20 protein-coding genes and 1 riboswitch are annotated in these 18632 nt (G+C 43.5%); of the genes, 8 read left to right on the top strand and 12 right to left on the bottom strand.

Annotated features, from left to right (window positions below):
- Positions 1 to 6: 6 nt before the first annotated feature.
- Positions 7 to 288, bottom strand: a complete 282-nt coding sequence (locus ERX35_RS05875) for a hypothetical protein (RefSeq protein WP_149458996.1) — start codon at positions 286 to 288, stop codon at positions 7 to 9.
- A 384-nt stretch (positions 289 to 672) separates the two neighbouring features.
- Between ERX35_RS05875 and ERX35_RS05870 the strand changes: the two genes are divergently transcribed.
- From ERX35_RS05870 to ERX35_RS05860, 3 genes are all read left to right on the top strand, one after another.
- On the top strand, positions 673 to 2010 hold the full coding sequence (locus ERX35_RS05870; protein WP_149458995.1) for a sodium-dependent transporter: 1338 nt from the start codon (positions 673 to 675) through the stop codon (positions 2008 to 2010).
- 70 nt (positions 2011 to 2080) lie between these two features.
- Entirely contained in the window at positions 2081 to 2908 is an 828-nt protein-coding gene (locus ERX35_RS05865; protein ID WP_149458994.1) for a YitT family protein, read from the top strand.
- Between the two features lie 133 nt (positions 2909 to 3041).
- Positions 3042 to 3599, top strand: coding sequence for a GXWXG domain-containing protein (locus tag ERX35_RS05860; protein WP_149458993.1), 558 nt, complete (start codon positions 3042 to 3044; stop codon positions 3597 to 3599).
- 5 nt (positions 3600 to 3604) lie between these two features.
- Here the strand turns inward: ERX35_RS05860 and ERX35_RS05855 are convergent, their stop codons facing one another.
- A complete protein-coding gene (locus ERX35_RS05855; protein WP_149458992.1) occupies positions 3605 to 4081 on the bottom strand; it encodes a pyrimidine dimer DNA glycosylase/endonuclease V in 477 nt (158 codons plus the stop codon).
- 176 nt (positions 4082 to 4257) lie between these two features.
- On the opposite strand from ERX35_RS05855, the gene ERX35_RS05850 reads away from it, so the two are divergent.
- Complete coding sequence (locus tag ERX35_RS05850; protein WP_149458991.1) at positions 4258 to 4746, top strand: pyridoxamine 5'-phosphate oxidase family protein; 489 nt, start codon at positions 4258 to 4260, stop codon at positions 4744 to 4746.
- A gap of 38 nt (positions 4747 to 4784) precedes the next feature.
- Here ERX35_RS05850 and ERX35_RS05845 read toward each other — a convergent pair whose 3' ends face one another.
- The 7 genes from ERX35_RS05845 to ERX35_RS05815 are packed head-to-tail and all read right to left on the bottom strand — an operon-like array spanning position 4785 to position 12125.
- Positions 4785 to 5615 carry an alpha/beta fold hydrolase gene (locus ERX35_RS05845; protein WP_170234561.1) on the bottom strand — a complete coding sequence of 277 codons (831 nt, stop codon included), beginning with the start codon at positions 5613 to 5615 and terminating at the stop codon, positions 4785 to 4787.
- Positions 5616 to 5630: 15 nt separating this feature from the next.
- Positions 5631 to 6713, bottom strand: coding sequence for a glycosyltransferase family 2 protein (locus tag ERX35_RS05840; RefSeq protein ID WP_149458989.1), 1083 nt, complete (start codon positions 6711 to 6713; stop codon positions 5631 to 5633).
- Complete coding sequence (locus ERX35_RS05835; protein ID WP_149458988.1) at positions 6710 to 8191, bottom strand: phytoene desaturase family protein; 1482 nt, start codon at positions 8189 to 8191, stop codon at positions 6710 to 6712. The genes ERX35_RS05840 and ERX35_RS05835 overlap by 4 nt, the downstream gene beginning before the upstream one ends.
- The gene (locus ERX35_RS05830; protein WP_149458987.1) at positions 8188 to 9072 is read right to left on the bottom strand and encodes a phytoene/squalene synthase family protein; all 885 of its coding nucleotides are present in this window, start codon (positions 9070 to 9072) and stop codon (positions 8188 to 8190) included. Before ERX35_RS05830 ends, ERX35_RS05835 begins: the two co-directional genes overlap by 4 nt.
- Positions 9073 to 9077: 5 nt before the next feature.
- On the bottom strand, positions 9078 to 10583 hold the full coding sequence (locus tag ERX35_RS05825) for a phytoene desaturase family protein (RefSeq protein ID WP_170234560.1): 1506 nt from the start codon (positions 10581 to 10583) through the stop codon (positions 9078 to 9080).
- A gap of 11 nt (positions 10584 to 10594) precedes the next feature.
- Positions 10595 to 11635 carry a type 2 isopentenyl-diphosphate Delta-isomerase gene (fni, locus tag ERX35_RS05820; protein ID WP_149458986.1) on the bottom strand — a complete coding sequence of 347 codons (1041 nt, stop codon included), beginning with the start codon at positions 11633 to 11635 and terminating at the stop codon, positions 10595 to 10597.
- Between the two features lie 19 nt (positions 11636 to 11654).
- Positions 11655 to 12125: a glycosyl-4,4'-diaponeurosporenoate acyltransferase CrtO family protein gene (locus ERX35_RS05815; protein WP_149458985.1), complete on the bottom strand. Its 471-nt coding sequence runs from the start codon at positions 12123 to 12125 to the stop codon at positions 11655 to 11657.
- A 152-nt stretch (positions 12126 to 12277) separates the two neighbouring features.
- Here ERX35_RS05815 and ERX35_RS05810 point away from each other — a divergent pair, with 152 nt between their 5' ends.
- Positions 12278 to 13711 carry a protein adenylyltransferase SelO gene (locus tag ERX35_RS05810; protein ID WP_149458984.1) on the top strand — a complete coding sequence of 478 codons (1434 nt, stop codon included), beginning with the start codon at positions 12278 to 12280 and terminating at the stop codon, positions 13709 to 13711.
- 49 nt (positions 13712 to 13760) lie between these two features.
- Here ERX35_RS05810 and ERX35_RS05805 read toward each other — a convergent pair whose 3' ends face one another.
- The gene (locus ERX35_RS05805; protein WP_149458983.1) at positions 13761 to 14360 is read right to left on the bottom strand and encodes a GNAT family N-acetyltransferase; all 600 of its coding nucleotides are present in this window, start codon (positions 14358 to 14360) and stop codon (positions 13761 to 13763) included.
- A gap of 248 nt (positions 14361 to 14608) precedes the next feature.
- On the opposite strand from ERX35_RS05805, the gene kynU reads away from it, so the two are divergent.
- From kynU to kynA, 3 genes are read left to right on the top strand one after another with little or no spacing between them, the layout of a single operon-like run.
- The gene (kynU, locus tag ERX35_RS05800) at positions 14609 to 15880 is read left to right on the top strand and encodes a kynureninase (protein WP_149458982.1); all 1272 of its coding nucleotides are present in this window, start codon (positions 14609 to 14611) and stop codon (positions 15878 to 15880) included.
- Positions 15880 to 16512, top strand: a complete 633-nt coding sequence (gene kynB / locus ERX35_RS05795; RefSeq protein WP_211359992.1) for an arylformamidase — start codon at positions 15880 to 15882, stop codon at positions 16510 to 16512. The genes kynU and kynB overlap by 1 nt, the downstream gene beginning before the upstream one ends.
- A complete protein-coding gene (gene kynA / locus ERX35_RS05790) occupies positions 16509 to 17351 on the top strand; it encodes a tryptophan 2,3-dioxygenase (RefSeq protein WP_149458980.1) in 843 nt (280 codons plus the stop codon). Before kynB ends, kynA begins: the two co-directional genes overlap by 4 nt.
- An 88-nt stretch (positions 17352 to 17439) precedes the next feature.
- Here kynA and ERX35_RS05785 read toward each other — a convergent pair whose 3' ends face one another.
- Together ERX35_RS05785 and ERX35_RS05780 are read right to left on the bottom strand one after the other, a co-directional pair.
- Complete coding sequence (locus ERX35_RS05785) at positions 17440 to 17742, bottom strand: hypothetical protein (protein ID WP_149458979.1); 303 nt, start codon at positions 17740 to 17742, stop codon at positions 17440 to 17442.
- A gap of 74 nt (positions 17743 to 17816) precedes the next feature.
- Positions 17817 to 17916, bottom strand: a riboswitch (SAM riboswitch).
- 55 nt (positions 17917 to 17971) lie between these two features.
- On the bottom strand, positions 17972 to 18607 hold the full coding sequence (locus tag ERX35_RS05780; RefSeq protein WP_149458978.1) for an FMN-dependent NADH-azoreductase: 636 nt from the start codon (positions 18605 to 18607) through the stop codon (positions 17972 to 17974).
- Positions 18608 to 18632: the final 25 nt, after the last annotated feature.

Below are 18632 nucleotides of genomic sequence, written 5' to 3'. Positions count from 1 at the left end.
CGGTTGTTATTTAAACTGTCTGTTTGAAATATGCTGTCTTAACGCTGTTGCTCCGTAAAAGGTTAAGCCGAGATCATAAATATAGCGGTCATTACCTTCCAGTGTATTATGATAAGTAAGATAACATTTATCTGACAAATGATTGAAATGAGAAATAAATAATTCTTCCGACACATTAGAGAATTGATTGACAGTAAGTGTCTTCAACTGTTCCAGAGATAATTGATTCGATTGATGAAGGTTGATCGTCTGAAGAATAAAAATCAGCAGTTCTCTATTTAATTCCATATTATCACCTCATAGGTACAGCTACTAAAATATTTTAATGAATTATACATATATTTAATAATGATATCAACTATAAACTCTTCTAACTTCTGCTACTTGTTAAACTTGACGGTTGTTTTTATCATTGTTAATATAAGTACAATTCTAATAAAAGAGGTATTGATCAATGATTAAGTCATTATGCACTCAGCTTAATAAAGGTTGGCAGCTGTCATAATGCTTATATTTATGCCCGTCATAGATATAAGTCATCTATGACGGCTTCTTGATTATAGCGGCCGGAAGCTTTAACTGCCCGGCCTCTTTTTTGTCTATTACTGGACCCGGGCAGCAATGCCGGGGTCTTTTTTGTTGGAACAATCATTCAAGAAAAGAGGTAGGACAATGGAAACACAATCGCAATGGAGTTCTAAGTTAGGATTTATTCTGGCAAGTGCCGGGTCAGCAATCGGACTCGGTGCGATGTGGAAATTCCCGTACGTCATGGCTGACAACGGTGGTGCTGCCTTCTTATTTATCTTTATTCTATTTACTATGCTGATCGGCTTCCCTCTGCTACTGTCAGAATTCGTCATCGGCCGGCAAAGTCAGACGTACAGCACAAGAAGCTTCAGCAAGCTGACCGGTAAGAAATATCACGACTTGATCGGTCATCTCGGCAATATCGGCGTATTTATTCTGCTTAGTTTTTACAGCGTTATCGGCGGCTGGATTTTACTTTATATGATCCGGACCATCTATGTGCTTGTAGCGGGAAGTAGTCAGCATGATTATGAGGGCTTGTTCGGCAGTTTGATCAGTAATCCGTTCTATGCACTCGGTGGCCAGGCATTATTTATCGTATTGACGGCAGTTATAGTCGCCAACGGTATCCAGAACGGCATCGAGCGCGCTTCAAAAATAATGATGCCGCTGTTGTTCACCGCTTTTATCATTATCATCATCCGTTCACTTACATTGGACAATGCAATGGCTGGTGTCAGTTACTTCTTAAAACCTGACTTCGGCAAACTGTCTGCAGACAGCATACTGTTCGCGCTCGGTCAGTCATTCTTTTCGTTGTCTGTCGGATTCGGCGGCATGCTGACTTATGCATCATATCTTGACCGCAAGACGGATCTCACGCAGTCCGGGGTGTCTGTTGTACTGCTGAACCTGGTCATCACTATTCTTGCAGGGCTCGCAATCTTTCCGGCCACTGCATCACTCGGAATTGAAGCGGCGCAAGGTCCAGGTCTGTTATTCATTGTGCTGCCTTATGTCTTTGACCAGCTGCCGCTCGGTCAGTTGTTCTATTTGATCTTTTTACTGCTGTTTTTCTTTGCAACGATTACTTCTTCTATTTCGCTGCTCGAAATTAATGTCGCAAACGTGACAAAGAATAATAACAATAAGCGTGTGAAGGCTGTCGCGTTACTTGCTATCGGACTTTTTGTACTAGGCATTCCGTCAACTTTATCGTCCGGACTCCTTGGCGACGTCAAATTCCTTGCCGGTACATTTTTCGATAACATGGATTACTTAGTGTCAAACATTATGCTGCCGCTCGGTGCTTTCTTATTCTCCATATTTACAGGTTATCTGCTCGATCAACGACTATCGCATCAGCAGCTTGTTACAAAGCCCTATCAGGAGCCGCTGTTTAAGCTCTGGATCTTCCTGCTGAAGTTTGTTATACCGCTCGTCATTATCGGTGTTTTTCTATCCTTGATTCTGAAGTAAATGAAATTGTCAGAAATCTCCAAGCTCTTCTCACTGGTATAATATAAAGAAAACAGTTGAGGTAATATTTATGAAATCTACCGTTCTTAAGTACATGATTACTGTCATAGGTTCTCTCATAATTGCTATCAGTTTTAATGTTTTTCTGCTGCCGCATGGTGTATTAAGCAGTGGTATCAGCGGACTTGCACTGCTGTTTCATATTCTGTTCAATATTGACACCGGATTGCTCAACATCTTGCTGAATTTACCGCTGCTAATACTCGGCTATATGAAGCTGCAGAAATCAATGATGTGGAATACGATCTTCTGCGTCATCATGGTCTCGGTATTTCTGTCGATTGTTCCTGTCATCCAGGTGTCCGACAATCCACTGCTTGATGTCGTATTCGGCGGTGTTATTCTCGGCATCGGCATCGGCATTATACTGAAGTTCTCCGGGACAACCGGCGGTATGGATATTATCGCTATTCTCATCTCACAGCGCAGTAACGTACCGATTGGCTTAATACTAACGCTGCTGAACGGTATCATCGTCTTAAGTTCCGGCTATTTCTTCGACTGGGGAATCGCACTGCTGACACTGCTGTCCATCTATATTTCCGGGAAGACGATAGACACGATTTATACATCTCACATCAAACTGACCGTCAATATCGTCACAACGCAAGGAGAAGCCATTAAAGCTGCACTAATCGATAATATATATCGTGGTATGACAATAATGGATGCACATGGCGGCTATTCGAACGAACCACGTCAGGTCATTATGATGGTGCTGACACGCTATGAGCTGAAAGATGTCATACAGATCTGTAAAGCGATTGATGGCGACAGCTTCATTCACGTATATGAAACGACAGAAGTCCATGGGAACTTTGCACATAACCATCCATAAAGCTGATCAGGAGTCTGAAACAGCCATCTTCTTGTTTAATCTATGAAGACAGCTGTCCAGACTCCTGTTTTATTAATATTTTTCACTTTAAGAAGCTTCAAACAGGGAATAGAGTTACAAAAGGAGTGTGACAATGATGGAACTTAATGAACTGATGAACAGAAAATGGCCGCAGCAAGAGATTAAGGCTTATTTCGATAGTCTGGAACCTATCTCTACCCATATGATATACGGCTTATGGCGCGGCGAAGAAGTGAATACGCCGCATCCAATGACCAGCTTACTCAAGAAAGCGAACTGGTACGGGAAATACTTTCAAGATGACAACAATGTCACGCCGATCGTCATGCAGGATAAAAACGGCGAATTGTTTGCAGCAAATCCAGGTATCTTGCCACTGAAAGCACCACTCAAGCTTGTCAAACTGCTTTCTAAAGGTTTCTTCGACATGAGTGTCACTCTGATTAAACCGCTCTTTAAAACGAAGTCGTCAAAGGCAAGGCTGCGGATGATGGATTACAATGGTACTCCGACCGCTGCAATGATTTATGACCAGAAGCCGTTGATTGATTATTTGAAGAAAATTGATGACAACACGCTTCTCGGGATGGTCGATGAGACAACAATTTCAAAACATCAGACGCATTACTTCATTTTAATACGCGACGACTCAAACTGGCGGCCGTTTTAACTTGCTCATTGCGCTGGTAGTTTTACACCACATCTCGGTGCTATCGTATCGTTCAGCCATTTATCGTAGAGCAGCGACCGATAAAGCGCGTATACCTCTTCTCCATAAACTTTCATATCACCATACACATAAAATGGTGGTATTTTGTTGTTATTGAACTTGCTGTAATTATTATGAATCAGGTCTGTCAGACGGACAAGGTCGTTTCTAAAAGCATCATTTCTGTTACCTCCTCTGCGCTGATGTTCAATATCACAAGCGTGCAGAAAATGAAGCGCATCCGCTAAGTAAGGATGACCGTCATTATAAATATGCTTCACAATCGGATGTGATAAATAACGTGTGTTGCCCTCTATAATTCCAAGCTCTGCCAGACAGACACGAATGATCTGGTACAGTTCAAGCACTTGTTTGGAAAGCCGTCTATTATCGAGATATAACGCTGATTGTTCATGGCTTTCGAATGGTCTGAAAATCTGCATGGATTCACCTGCTTCCTTATAATTCGGTATGTTTAATGTATGCTCCAGCCTATTCAATACCCTTAATTAACAGCGATAAAAAGTGTTTAAGGCAATTAATGGTCTGCACTGCAATATAGTTGTATTTGCCTGTTAACTCTAGTAGGCTGAGTGTAATCACATATGGAGGTGCTGTAATGTCAGAACAATTATCACACGAAGAAAAAAGAGAACGTCTATACGAACTTATTAAGAAAAATGATGTGGCGATGATGACAACATTATCAAACGATAAGTTGGTGTCACGTCCTATGAGTTATCAGGAAGCTGAAGAAGACGGCAACTTGTGGTTTATCACGATGCGCGATACAGAGAAAGCTGATGAGCTGCTTGCAGATCCGAGAGTGAACATTGCATTCTCTAAAGAAGGGTATATTTCCATTTCAGGAACTGCACGATTAGTAGATGACTTAGAACTGAAGAAAAAATACTGGAACAAAGCGATGGATGCGTTCCTTAACACAACTTATGATGATCCAAATGTCGTCCTCATTAAAGTCGAAGCAGATTCAGCTGAGTACTGGGGAACAGACCAGAAAGCTAAAACATTTATTGAAGGCCTTAAACGATTAGTCAGCACGGACAGAACGAATGATTCAGAAACGAACCAGACATTAGATCTATAATATAAACGCCCTTGCTGCTAACCAGCAGGGGCGTTTATTTAATAGCTCTGATGAAAGGCTGTAATAAGTTCTACGAGCTGTTCTGGACATGTCTCCGGCAGCCAGTGTCCTTCGTCTTCTATTATATGATGCTGGAAGGAACCGTTGACATAATGACCGGAGCGGACCATCTGTTCAGTTGTCAGTGCAGGGTCATTCTGACCGATAATGCCAAGCACCGGCATAGCTACATTCGGCAGATTGAAAAGATGGCCGCTATTTTTCAAGCTGAAATTGCCGCGGTACCAGTTAAATCCCGCTGTCAGTCTACCTGGACGGGTCATATCATGCAGCCACCGCCGCTTCAATTCCTCTGACTCTACGGCCATTTTACGCAGTACAAAGTAGTTGCCTGCACTGAATACCTTTTCAGCAAGGCCCCGCTGCAGAAACAGTCCGACGTATGAGCCTTTAAAGAGCTGCTTAATCGTTCCGCGTCTGAAATAAGCTTTCGGATGACCGACACTCAGCGCCGTATAACTTTCTACTATCGTCGGGTAATGCGCCGCTAAATACCAGCCGAGTATCGCTCCCCAGTCATGGCCGACAACTTTTATTTTCCGGATGTCGAGCGCTAACAGCAAGTCGAACAGATCTTTAGCCGATAAAGCGACGCTGTAATTTTCAGCGTCCCCTGCCATCGCTGTATCTCCGTAGCCTCTTAAGTCAGGGGCAATCACCCGGTATCCCCGGCCAGTTAACAGCGGTATCATTCTATGCCATAATTTGTTTGAATCTGGAAAACCATGAAGCAGCAATATCGGTATGCCCGCTCCTTCGTCAATTACATGATAACTAATGCCGTTAAGTTCAATAGTGACAATATTCATCATTATCCGCCCTTTCTAAAATTTAATATTTCGTCCTTTCCACTTTACTTCCTTCCGTACATATGTAGCAAAAGCTGAACGTATAAAAACATAAATGAAAAATAAGAAAGCGGCTGGAAACAATAAGGCCGTTAACTTAGTGAAGTTTCCTGTCCTTCTTGAAATTATATAAAAATAACTCGAATAAATTAAATAACTCAAAACTGCTATAATTAGATTAAACGGCTGCGTCACTAATCCCCATAGTACAAATAACGGTAATATGACAGTGCCTATCATCCAACTTACAATAAAGGTCATAACAATGGGTTCGGTCTTAGCAGCTCCTGACGCGAAGTGCTTAGCCCAACCTGCAACCATCGACTTTATACCATGCGGATACATGCGAAAGTTCAGTGTGTCTTTACCGAGCAGCAATGTCACCGGCAGCTGCTGCTGATGAAAATTAGCCGCAAGACCAAAGCCTTCAATCATGTTGCCCGCTGCTGCTTTATGACCACCTGTCTTTATATAATCTTCTTTCGAGCATAGAATAAAAGGACCGAATGCGCCTGGCTTTCGCTGTGGTCTGACAACAGAAAAGATGTTCATGCCGGCGATTGTCAGTATATTAAATATCACAGAGAGCTGTTCATACCATGCAGACGTCATATGATACGGCTGTATAGTCAGCAGTCCCTCTTTGTAAGTCGATACGATCCTCGTCAGTGCAGTACGCTCACTAAACCATGTGTCTGCATCCATAAACGCGAGCAGTTCGCCTTGTGCATGCCACGCACCTTCGTAACACGCGGCAGTCTTCCCTTTCCAATCAGAGACGTTGTTGAACTGGATAACATAAGCACCGTGCTGTGAAGCAATACGAGCTGTATCATCTGTTGAACCATCATCCACAACAATCACCTCTGCTGCCATCGTCTGCTGCTGAATAGAAGTCAGCAGACGCGGCAGATTATCTGCTTCATCTCTTGCCGGGATAATGATAGTGACGGACGGCATATTATTGCTTTCTTTTCTGCTGACAACAGGGTGATGCACATACATTAAATAGCCGCATATCAAAGAGCTAAGTGTCAGTACGATGAATAGTATCGTCATTGCTTTTCGCGCTCTGTTATCATTTTTGCGACCTGCTGACCGCTAAGTGTGACCATCGGCATGCCGCCTCCCGGGTTAACAGTCCCACCGGCGAAGTATAAGTTCTGAAAGTAGTCGCTATGCTTCGGATGCTTGAAACCATTATTCTTCCTACGGTCAGATAGCGTCCCGTAGATGGCGCCACGGTCAGAGCCGTAAGTCCGTTCAATATCGGCAGGCAGCCATAAATCCTCTGTGATGATGTGCTGTCTGAGGTCTGTGAGGCCCATCTTCTCAAGCTTGATCAATACACGTTCCCGTAACTGTGCGTAATCCTGTGCAGTAAAGTCCTTGTCCTGCAGATGTGGAATATGCGGCAGGATTTTAATGTTTTCATGTCCTGCTGGTGCTTGTGACGGATCGGTCTTATTTGTGTTCACCAAATAGATCGTCGGATCATCCGGCAGTACTTTGTCGTGAAAGACCTGACTATAATTGCGCTTTGAATCATTTGAGAAGAAGAAGTTATGGTGGGCCAGCTGCGGATATTCTTTATTGACACCGATGTGCATGACCAGCCCGGAACTCGTCGGTTCAAACTTTTTCTTCAGCTTATTGATATGTTTAGGCGGGTTGTCCAGCAGCCGTTCATATAACGGAATAACTTCCATATTGGATACAAAATAGTCAGCCGTCACTACAGAACCGTCACTTAATACAATCGAGTCAATAGCGTCTTCGCGTTGGTTCATATGAACGACTTCAATGCCTGTATGAATCTCAACTCCGATTTCACGGGCCAGCTGTGTTATAGCTAGTGCTAGTTTATGCATACCGCCTGGAACGTACCACGCGCCTTGCTCATGCTGCATATGAATCATCATATTAAGTACAGCCGGTGCATCATAAGACGATGAACCGACATACTTGATGAAGTAACCGAGCATATCTCGGAATTCAGGATTACTGATGTAACGGTTGATCGCCTGCTGCATCGTGCTGAAGTAATCAAATCCCTTCAAAGCTGTCAGCGGCCCGTGATGTTTAATCAGCGGCAGTTTCTTATCAATACCGCGCGCAAAATAACTGTCCTGAGTCAATGCATCAATTTTGCCGGCATATTTCAAGAAGCGCTCGTAATCCTTCATGTCTTCAGCCGTTAAATACGGATTGTTGTCTGTCATGACATTTAAGTCACCGTATAAGTTATATGTATGGCCGGACGGGAAAAAAGCACGCCATTCCAGCGGGAGCCTGACGATGTTCACATAATCGGCCATATTCCTCCCGCTTTTTTGGAACAGTTCTTCAAATATGTAAGGCATGGTCAAAATAGAAGGACCAAGGTCAAAGCCAAAGCCATCCTGCTCAAGTCGGTTCAGTTTACCGCCGATATGGTCATTCTTTTCATAAAGCGCTACAGAGAATCCCTGCTGCACTAATGTCACAGCAGCCGAAATACCGCCGAGTCCTCCGCCGATGACTACTACTTTCTTCATAATGTTTCTCCTTTCTGCAGACCGGACAAATAAGTCACAGCTCGATTCCTGATCATCAGCTTGTTGGCTAATGACACTTTATTTCTGCATGTCAGGCAGTCATACTGATTCGCTCTTACTTCATCAAGTATCGCACGGTAAACCATAGCAGACAGCAGTAACGGTAGTTGTCCTTCTTTGTTGTAATATTTGATGGAATGATAGAACTTGTCATAAATGTCTTCAGCGTAGCATGCCAAGTATTCCCACATCTCGATAAATGCAGAGTTCGCTTTCCCCTCTTCAATCGCGCGTGCGCAGCCATACTTCTCTACTACTTCAACCGGAATATAAATACGCTGATGCTCTCTGTAGTCTTCACCGACATCACGGAGAATATTAGTGATCTGCATCGCAACACCGAGCTGCTCTGCCTCTTTCTTCATCGCCTCATTCGGATGACGAGCTAATATCGGCAGCAGCATTCGCCCTACTGAACCCGCAACTTTAACACTGTAATCTATTAAATCTGCCAATGTGTCGGGCTGACGGAAATTAATATCCTGCTCCTGACCGGCAAGCTGCCACGTGAACATTTCAAGGTCCAGCGAATAACGTGTATGGACGTCACGCAGCGCACGCCACATCGGATGATTAATCTCCGCACCTGCCGCGAAACGCTTCAAGTCTTCTTTTAAGCGGTTCAGTCCACTGATGCTTTGCTCGATGCTCTCTGCTTCATCGACGACATCGTCAGCAAACCGGCAGAAAGCATAGACTGCATAAACTGCATTCGCATCTTCAGCCGGCAGCTCTTTAAACGCATAGTAGAATGATTTAGAATGTTGTTTGATGACTTTTTGGCAATACTCATAATCTTTATTAAGTTTGTTGCGATCCATAGTGATCACTTCCTGTAATTTTTATCATCGAGCATCAGTTCTCCCGCCGCAATTTTTGAAGATAGCAGGACAATAGGCACTCCTGCCCCCGGGTGCGTACTGCTTCCTGTGAAGTACAAGTTCTCGCAGGACACCGCTTTACTCTGCGGCCGCAGATGATTGCTCTGGAATAGCGTCGGCTGAAGACCGAATGTTGCTCCGTTATAGGCATTGAAACGATGTTTGAAATCAACTGGTGTAACGCGTGTCTCCGTCACAATCTCTTCTCTTATATTTTCCATACCCGGCAGCTGCTCGAGTTTCGCCAGCATTTTTTCTCTGTAGTACTGCTCAGTCTCGTCGTTCCACTCATACTGCGCTGTCTTCAGCTCTGATATCGGCATCAATACATAGAGCCCATCTTTTCCCTCAGGTGCAAGTGTCGGATCTATTTTAGAGGCGATGTACATATAGAGCGACGGGTCTTCAAGTGGACTGCCGTCAAAGATTTGCTGAATATTACGGTCCAAGTCTTCTGAGAAGACAAAGTTGTGGACGTTTGTAATCTCTTCATATTTTTTAGCCATACCAAGGTACATGACAAAACATGAACACGAATAATCCATATTATCTATCTTTTTATCTGTATATTTCCCTTTTGCTGCCTCATCATTCACAAGATGTTTCACGGCATAAGGAAAGTCAGCATTGCACATGACATAATCTGCACTGAACATGCCGACAGGCGTTTTGACACCGACTGCCTGCCCATTATGAATAATAATTTCATCGACCGGCACGTTATAATGGATGACGCCTCCCAGTTCTTCAAATAATCTTGCCATCCCTGCAGCCATTGTATGCATGCCGCCTTTAATGAACCATATACCATACAGGAATTCTATCATCGGTATAATCGTATAAAGTGATGGGCTTTTAGCAGGTGACACACCGATATAAAGGGTCTGGAAGCTGATGATGTCGCGCAGCCGTTTATCCTTGATATAGCTGTTCATCATATTTTCAGCGTTGCCGAGCGTTTTCAGCTTCAATCCTTGATTCAGCATGTTTATATTGTAAAAATCACGCTTATGTCTGAACGGCCGCTGCAGAAAGTGGTTTTTCGCTATATTGAACCTGCCGTATAAGTCGCTGATATAGCGCAGGAATCCTTCTGCATCTTTCTCGTCGACGGCTTCAAACAAGGCTGTCAGCTGTACAAGGTCGTTCGATACATCCAGTTTTTCTTTTCCCTGCTTGAAATAGCCGCTGTACATCGGGCTCAGCTGCTGCATCGGAATATAATCGTCAGGGTTACGGCCGGCGAGCTCAAATATTTCTTTATATAAATCCGGCATCATGACGATGGTCGGTCCAAGGTCAAATGAGTAACCATCCCTTGATATACGATGCATCTTACCTCCTGGAAGTGCCTCTTTTTCAAAGATCTCCACTTCATATCCTGCATGCTGCAGCCGAATGGCACAGGCAAGTCCGGCAACGCCGGCTCCAATTACAATCACTCTAGTCATCTTCATTCTCCTCACTGTAAACCGCGCTGTTCCTGCCATGACAGTAACTCCGGACTGAACACAATCGGTCTCTCTTTTAACTCCTGTAAATTCCGTGCGTTAAGCATTGCTGCGATAATGGTCAACTGTTCTTTAAATGATTCAATATACTGGATTGCGCCTTCCACGCCCTGCTCCTCAATGAGCAGCAGCATTGTCCGTGACATACCGACCGCTTTTGCACCAAGTGCATAGCACTTGACGGCATCCAGCGGGTGACGGATACCGCCGCTTGCCAGCACATCAAAATCCGGAGAGGACCGTGCTTCCAGCAGCGAGACAACAGTCGACTGTCCCCAGCCTGTCAAGTAGGTCATCTCTTTTAAACTTCTGCGCTCGTTCTCGATATGAATGAAATCTGTGCCGCCACGTCCGCTGACATCAACAATGTTAACACCAATATGACGCAGCTGGCTGAACGTCTCCTGACTCATGCCGAATCCTACTTCTTTCACTATAACAGGAACTTCGACTTGTTTGACAATTTCTTCTATTGTGCTGAGCCAAGATGAAAATTGCCGATTCCCTTCCGGCATGATTAGTTCCTGCGGCGCGTTGACATGAATCTGGAGCGCATCAGCCTTAATCATCTCAACTGCTTTAAGTGCAAGCTCCACACTTACATCTGCTCCAACATTACTAAAAATAATTCCTTGTGGATTTTGTGCTCTGACGATTGTATATGACTCACTAAGCGTGTCGTCCTTCAAAGCAGCATGCATAGAACCGACAGCCATCGCAATATTTGTTTCACGTGCAACAATAGCTAATTTTTCATTGATTTTCCCGGCCCGGCTGCTTCCGCCAGTCATTGCATTGATATAGAGCGGATGGTCAAAAGTGAGGCTTCCGACCATAGAAGACAAGAAGACTTGATCGACATCAATGCACGGAATAGATTGATGGACAAAGCGCACATCATCAAAATCAGAGCTGGAAGCACCGGGATGGTCGATCGCCAGCTGAATATGCTCATTTTTGCGCCGGGCTCTTTTATTTGTTTCTGAATTCATTTTGTCTCGTCTCCTCGCCTTACATACGGTTATGTTGTTTTTGGTGATAAAGTTTCTCAATTCTTGGTCTATTGTAACGCTGTGTGATGATAAAAGGCGCGTTACTTATAATGCCGAACAAAATGTTCAATAGGGCAGCCCATCTTGGATTCCAGAAGAAAAACAAGAGACCTGCAGTCATTGTAATCCAGTGCGTCAGTTCAGCACGCCGCATTTCAAGGAAGAATGTATTAAGAGTAGCAGCACGGTAGTCAGGAAGAACAGATTTATTATGACCACTTTTAATAAACAGTGTGCCATCCGGCAGTCTATGTTTCCAGGCTTTCACATTGAACACTATCTGCCATAATTCACCGCCGTGCTCCCACCTGTAAGTTTTGAACAATTTCCTTGTGCTGAACAGTTTGACAGGGAGTTTACTCATAACAAATGAATTTCCTATATTAATAAGGCTCCATGCGGCAATATTACGAAGTACCAGCTGCTTCATCATCATACTTCCTTTCATTTATGCAATATTCCTCTATCATAACCTGTTATAGCTGGAATTTTTATTATTAACAGCTGCGTGAGCCTTTTACTCACTCATCAGTCATACGGATGTTAAACTAATGATATATTAAGATGATCGGAGGATATATCATGAGTAGTAATCAATGGAATTTTGACAATACTTATCTCACACTTCCTGATGACCTCTATACCCGTGAACAGCTTCATTTAGTCAGTAAGCCTGAAATTGTAGTAAAAAATATACAACTCGCACACGACCTCGGTCTTGACATAGCTATATTCGATTCACAAGAAATATTTGCAGGCAATTCACTGCCTGAAGGTGCTGAACCGATTGCTCAAGCTTATGCCGGGCACCAGTTCGGCCATTTCTCAATACTTGGAGACGGCCGGGCACTGCTGCTCGGTGAACATGTGACACCGGACAACGAGCGCTTTGATATCCAGCTGAAAGGCTCCGGTAGAACGCCTTACTCCAGAATGGGCGACGGACGTTCACCGCTTGCACCGATGCTGCGGGAATATATTATTAGCGAAGCGATGCATGCTTTAGCTATTCCGACAACGAGAAGTCTCGCAGTGGCGACGACAGGCGAACAAGTCAGACGCGAAGTGACATTGCCAGGTGCTGTATTGACACGTGTCGCAGCGAGTCATATTCGTGTCGGAACGTTTGAATATGCTGTCCGGCTGGAAGACAGCGAGGTTATTCAAGCACTGGCAGATTATACGATCAACCGCCATTATCCAGAACTCAATCGTGAAGAGAACAAATACCTCGCCCTGCTCGATAAAGTCATCGACCAGCAGGCAGCTTTAATTGCTAAATGGCAGGCCGTCGGATTTATTCACGGTGTGATGAATACAGACAACATGGCTATCAGCGGTGAAACAATCGATTACGGGCCTTGTGCGTTCATGGACGCCTTCAACCCGGGCACAGTATTCAGCTCTATCGATGTCCAGGGCCGCTATCAGTATCAGAATCAGCCGGCCATCGGACTGTGGAACTTATCGCGCTTCGCCGAAACATTAGTCACGCTTATCGACCGTGATGAAGCAAAAGCGCTAGAACATGCTCAGCAGGCATTACAGCAGTATGAAAAACTCTATATGAACTATTATTTAACTGAGATGGGCCGCAAGCTTGGAATTCATTCTATAGCAGAAGATGATGATCAATTAGTCATCGACCTGCTGACGTTAATGGAAGAACATGAACTGGATTATACTGGTACATTGCGGACGCTCGCTGAGAATAAAGTTGAAAATATTACAATCCGTAACGAGCAGGCATTTACTGACTGGTATCAGCGCTGGCAGAAGCGGATCAGAACAGAAGACCGTCCTTATGAGCTGATGAAATCAGTTAACCCGGTCGTCATCCCTAGAAATCATCTTGTTGAAGAAGCATTGCAAGATGCGGCAGAACATAACGATTACACTCAATTCAATAAACTCGTTGAAGTCGTCACTGACCCTTATAACGAAGCACATGCTGAGAAATATTTATGTGGTCCTGAACCTGAAGAGCAAGTATTCCAGACATTCTGCGGAACATAACAATACCCCGGCCAAAGCCGGGGTATTGTTTGATAAATTCAGTATATCCTCATCCATTCAAATATTTCCTCATTTTATAAAGTCGAAACGGCGGCTGATTGATTACACCGGCAATTTCATAACCAACAGTTTTATACAGCTTCTGAGCACCATAGTTATTCTGCTTGACAGTGAGAGAGCAAATATTATGACCGTTAGCAGCGGCATAATCTTCTGCTGCTTTAAGCAGCAGTGTCCCTAACCCTACTCCTTGAAATTCAGGCAGTACAGCAATCATACTGATATGACACTCATTCCTCTCAGCTTCGTCCAACCGCAGCAGTGCTGTAATATGTTTAGGGTAATTAAATAACTGTGGAATAATTCGCAGCTTTTTCAGCCTCATAATATGCCATACAGTCATTAACGTCGTTCGTCTTAACATGTTAGCCGGCATCACAGTAACAGCACCTGCTGCCACACCATTCTCTTCTGCCACCCATGTGTATTCATGACTGAAACGATTCCCGGGCTGTTCATACAACTGCTGCATATATTTAATCGACTGAAGGCGATTGGTAGTGCCGAACATAGCTTCACACATCTCACCGATTGCTATATAGTTAATAATTCCGGCTTGATCAGTAGATTCAGCACGTTTAATAATCATCAAATCTCTCCCTTTCAAATACCTATGGTTCAATTCAACACGAACGGGCAAATTGATATAGTTAGTAGTTTTTACCCATTTAAAATGATTATTAATTAAGGCGTGGAGAAAATCTAGATGATAAGGACTTAATCGTAGCAGAATAACAATGAGCTGGCCTATAGGTCAGCTTCTCATATTAGAAAAGAAAGCGTTTTCTCTTGAACTTCTACTGATTACTTATACAATTGAATAAAGGAGATGACAAGATGACAGAAATTACGAGGAATTATTTAAAACAGCTCGATGCAAAAGACGGGCTCGCTAAGTTCAGAGATGAATTTTATTTGACGGATGATGTCATTTATTTTAACGGAAACTCACTTGGTTTAATGAGCAAGCGTGCCGAGTCTTCACTTTATGAAGTGATGGAGACGTGGAAACAGTACGGTATAGACGGCTGGATGAAAGGAAAACGGCCGTGGTTTTACTTTAACGATGAACTGGCTGAACTGATGACACCGCTTGTTGGTGCTGCGCCCGAAGAAATATGTGTGACCGGCTCAACGACAACGAATATTCATCAGATGATTTCAACGCTTTATCAGCCGACAGAAGATCGCTACAAAATTTTAGCGGATGAGTTAAATTTTCCTTCTGATATTTATGCACTGAAATCCCAGCTGCGGTTGAAAGGATTTGATGATACTGCTTTAGTTCAAGTTCAATCAAGAGACGGCCAGACACTGTTGACTGAAGATATTGTAGCTCAGATGACAGACGATGTCGCTCTTATCCTGCTGCCGGGCGTGCTCTACCGGAGCGGCCAGATACTTGATATGAAACAGCTGACTACTGCAGCACATAAGCGTGGTATTATTATCGGTTTTGACTTATGCCATTCAATCGGTTCTGTCCCTCATGAACTCAGTAAATGGGACGTTGATTTCGCGGTCTGGTGTACGTATAAACATTTAAACGGCGGCCCTGGCAGCGTCGGCGGTTTATATTTAAACAATAAGCATCACAACCATGCACCGGGCCTTGCGGGCTGGTTCGGTTCTGATAAGAACAAGCAGTTTGATATGGAGCATGTTTTCGAGAAAGCAATTGACGCCAGCGCCTATCAGATCGGCACGCCTCATATGCTGAGTACCGCACCGCTGATCGGCGCACTTGAAATGATGACTGAAGCAGGAATTGATGCCGTACGTGCTAAGTCTCTGCTTATGACCGATTTATTGATAGAGCTTGTGACTGAACATTTAGTGCCGTTCGGCTTTGTTATTACTACACCACTTGACCATAATATGCGCGGCGGCCATCTTTATATTGAGCATGAGGAAGCAGCACGTATTACAAAAGCAATGAAAGCAGCAGGTGTAATCCCTGATTTCCGTGCACCAAAAGGTATTAGAATGTCCCCTGTTGCTTTATATAATACTTTTACGGAACTGTATGATGCAGTGATGATTATCAAGACGATTATGACTGAGGAGAAATATAAGGAATTCGAAAATGAAAGAGAGATCGTCGCATAATGAGCTGGATTGATATCTCGCAGCCACTGACGAATCATATCGCCCACTGGCCGGAAGACCAGCCTTTTATTTATGAGACAACAGTGACAAAGGCCAATTCCGGTTCTGTGAACATCGGCCGCATTACAACGAGCACTCATATAGGAACACACGTCGATGCACCTTTTCATTATGATACAGACGGCCGACGAATTCTTGACTTAGACATCAACCGTTATATCGGTGACTGCACCGTCATTGACTTGAGTGGCTATGATGCCATTTCAGCAGCAGCCCTTCAATCACAGCTGACTGAACGAGTGGAACGTGTATTGATCAAAACATCACTTCCTAACAATCCGGAACATTTCCCGGAAAATGTTCCCGGTGTCACTCGGGACGGGGCTGAATATTTGAATTCGCTCGGTGTTAAACTCATCGGTGTCGATACACCTTCAGTTGATGATATTTCAAGTAAAGCTTTAGAAGGTCATCATGCGCTTTATGAGCATGATATATATATTCTTGAAAATGTTATGCTGGACAACGTCACGCCCGGCAACTATGAATTGATCGCCCTGCCTCTTGCTTTAAAAGACGCTGATGGCAGTCCTGTCCGTGCAGTCATCCGACCAAAAGGAGTGGTGTCATGACCAAGCAGCATCAAGTATTTGAAGATGAGCCGAACATTCATACAGATTTCAGGAAAGACATGACATACAGCAGTTATCTCGGTCTGGAAACATTGCTTGCCAGTCACCATCCGCTTAGCGGTCATCATGATGAAATGCTGTTTATCACTGTCCATCACGTCAGTGAAATATGGATGAAGCAGCTGATTCATGAACTGACAGCTGCCGTCCATAACATTCAGCACGATCAGTTCGGCGAAGCATTCAAGAAACTTGCACGTGTGTCACAAATTCAGCAGCAGATCAAAAATGTGTGGGATGTGCTCTCTACATTGACGCCAAGCGAATATTTAGAGTTCCGTGATAAGCTGGGCCATTCTTCAGGCTTCCAGTCCTATCAAAACCGGGTGATTGAATTTTATCTCGGCTATAAGACAGATTATATACTGAAGATTTATTCACATGAACCGGAAATTCATGCGCAGCTGCTTGAAGCCTACAATACACCGAGCCTTTATGATGCGGCGATTCATGCCTTGCATCGTGCTGGATTTAATATCGATGCTGATGTCCTTGAAAAAGATCCCGCTATTACTCATACAGCGAACGACAGCGTGAAAGAAGCTTGGAAAGAAGTCTATAGAAACAGCGAAAAATACTGGCAGTTGTATGAACTTGCCGAAGAACTTGTCGATATAGAAGATTTATTTCAGCAGTGGCGGTTCAGACATATGAAAACCGTAGAACGCATCATTGGATTTAAAGTCGGTACCGGTGGTTCGCAAGGAGTCAATTATTTGAAGAAAGTGCTTGATCAATACTTCTTCCCTGAACTATGGCAGCTGCGAACTGAACTGTAATGAAAAATCTTATTTTATTAAAAAAGTGGCCTTCAAGAGTAGTTTGAAGGCCACTTCTCGACAATTTTCACGTTAAATCTTTTCCTATTTAGCCGTGCTGTTTCGTTTTATAGATTTTAATCGCTATTGTATAGCCATCCAGTTCCAGCTTCAGTTCTCTATCGTTAATTATATCCTGTGCTGCAATAGCCTCTACTGCTTTTTGACGTGCTGCCCTCTCCACCTGGTTGAGGCGGTAGAAGTCCATCTTACGCTCACTCTTTTCGACTTCTTCTAGTTCTCGCTCGAGACGGTTTCTATCTGCTGTCTTCATCATTGAACTGCTATAATTGACTGGTTTATAGTTTTCCACTAGTTCTAAATCCGCTAAAATATCTGCTCTTGTTCTCATCTTTTTGCCCCCTGGTTATTTTTAGTCACAAAAAAATAGCTCATCTTAAAATCAAGAAGAGCTATTAGAGAATCTTCTTATCTTTCAAGATATACTTGTTGGAATTAGCACAGTGCATAAGCCTGCTGCTGAGGTTTCATAGGGCCAAATCCCTCCACCTGCTCTGAATAAGATACGAGCTATTAATTTGTAAAGTGATTGTATCATACTACCTTCTATTTGTGTAGTATTAGAATGTTTTACCTAATGCTTCGCCGCGTTCAATACCATCCGCTTTGATTTCTTCTGCCTTGTCAGGATTTGCGTTATGGCCTTCAATAATCAGTTCTTCATATGACGGCACACCTGTAAAGTTCATGATCTGTTTTAAGTAACGGTTGCCAAATTCAAGTTCAGCTGCTGGGCCTTCTGAATAATAACCACCGCGTGCTTGAATGTGCAGTGCTTTTTTGTCAGTTAATAAGCCGACTGGGCCTTCAGCTGTATATTTGAACGCTTTACCAGCGACTGCGACTGCATCGATATATGCTTTCATTACTGCTGGGAATGAGAAGTTCCAGAATGGTGTCACAAATACATATTTGTCAGCAGCAGCAAACTGATCGCTTAATTCATTTAAACGATTGACTTTCTGCTGTTCTGTCTCAGATAATTTTGTGAACTCTTCACCAGACTGTAATTTACCCCAGCCGGAGAAAACGTCGCTGTCGATCAACGGGATGAATGTATTGTACAAGTCGATGTGAACGACTTCATGATCTGGATTAGCTGCTTTGTAGCTGTCGATGAATGATTGACCAGCTGCCATAGAGAATGAAATAGCTGCATCGTTTGGATGTGCTGTAATGTATAAAACTTGAGTCATAGTATTAACCGCCTTTATATATTTA

Source organism: Macrococcus equipercicus (assembly GCF_004359525.2).
Lineage (GTDB): Bacteria > Bacillota > Bacilli > Staphylococcales > Staphylococcaceae > Macrococcus > Macrococcus equipercicus.
The sequence above is the reverse complement of the archived record's forward strand: the minus strand, read 5'-3'. Positions and strand labels throughout refer to the sequence as shown.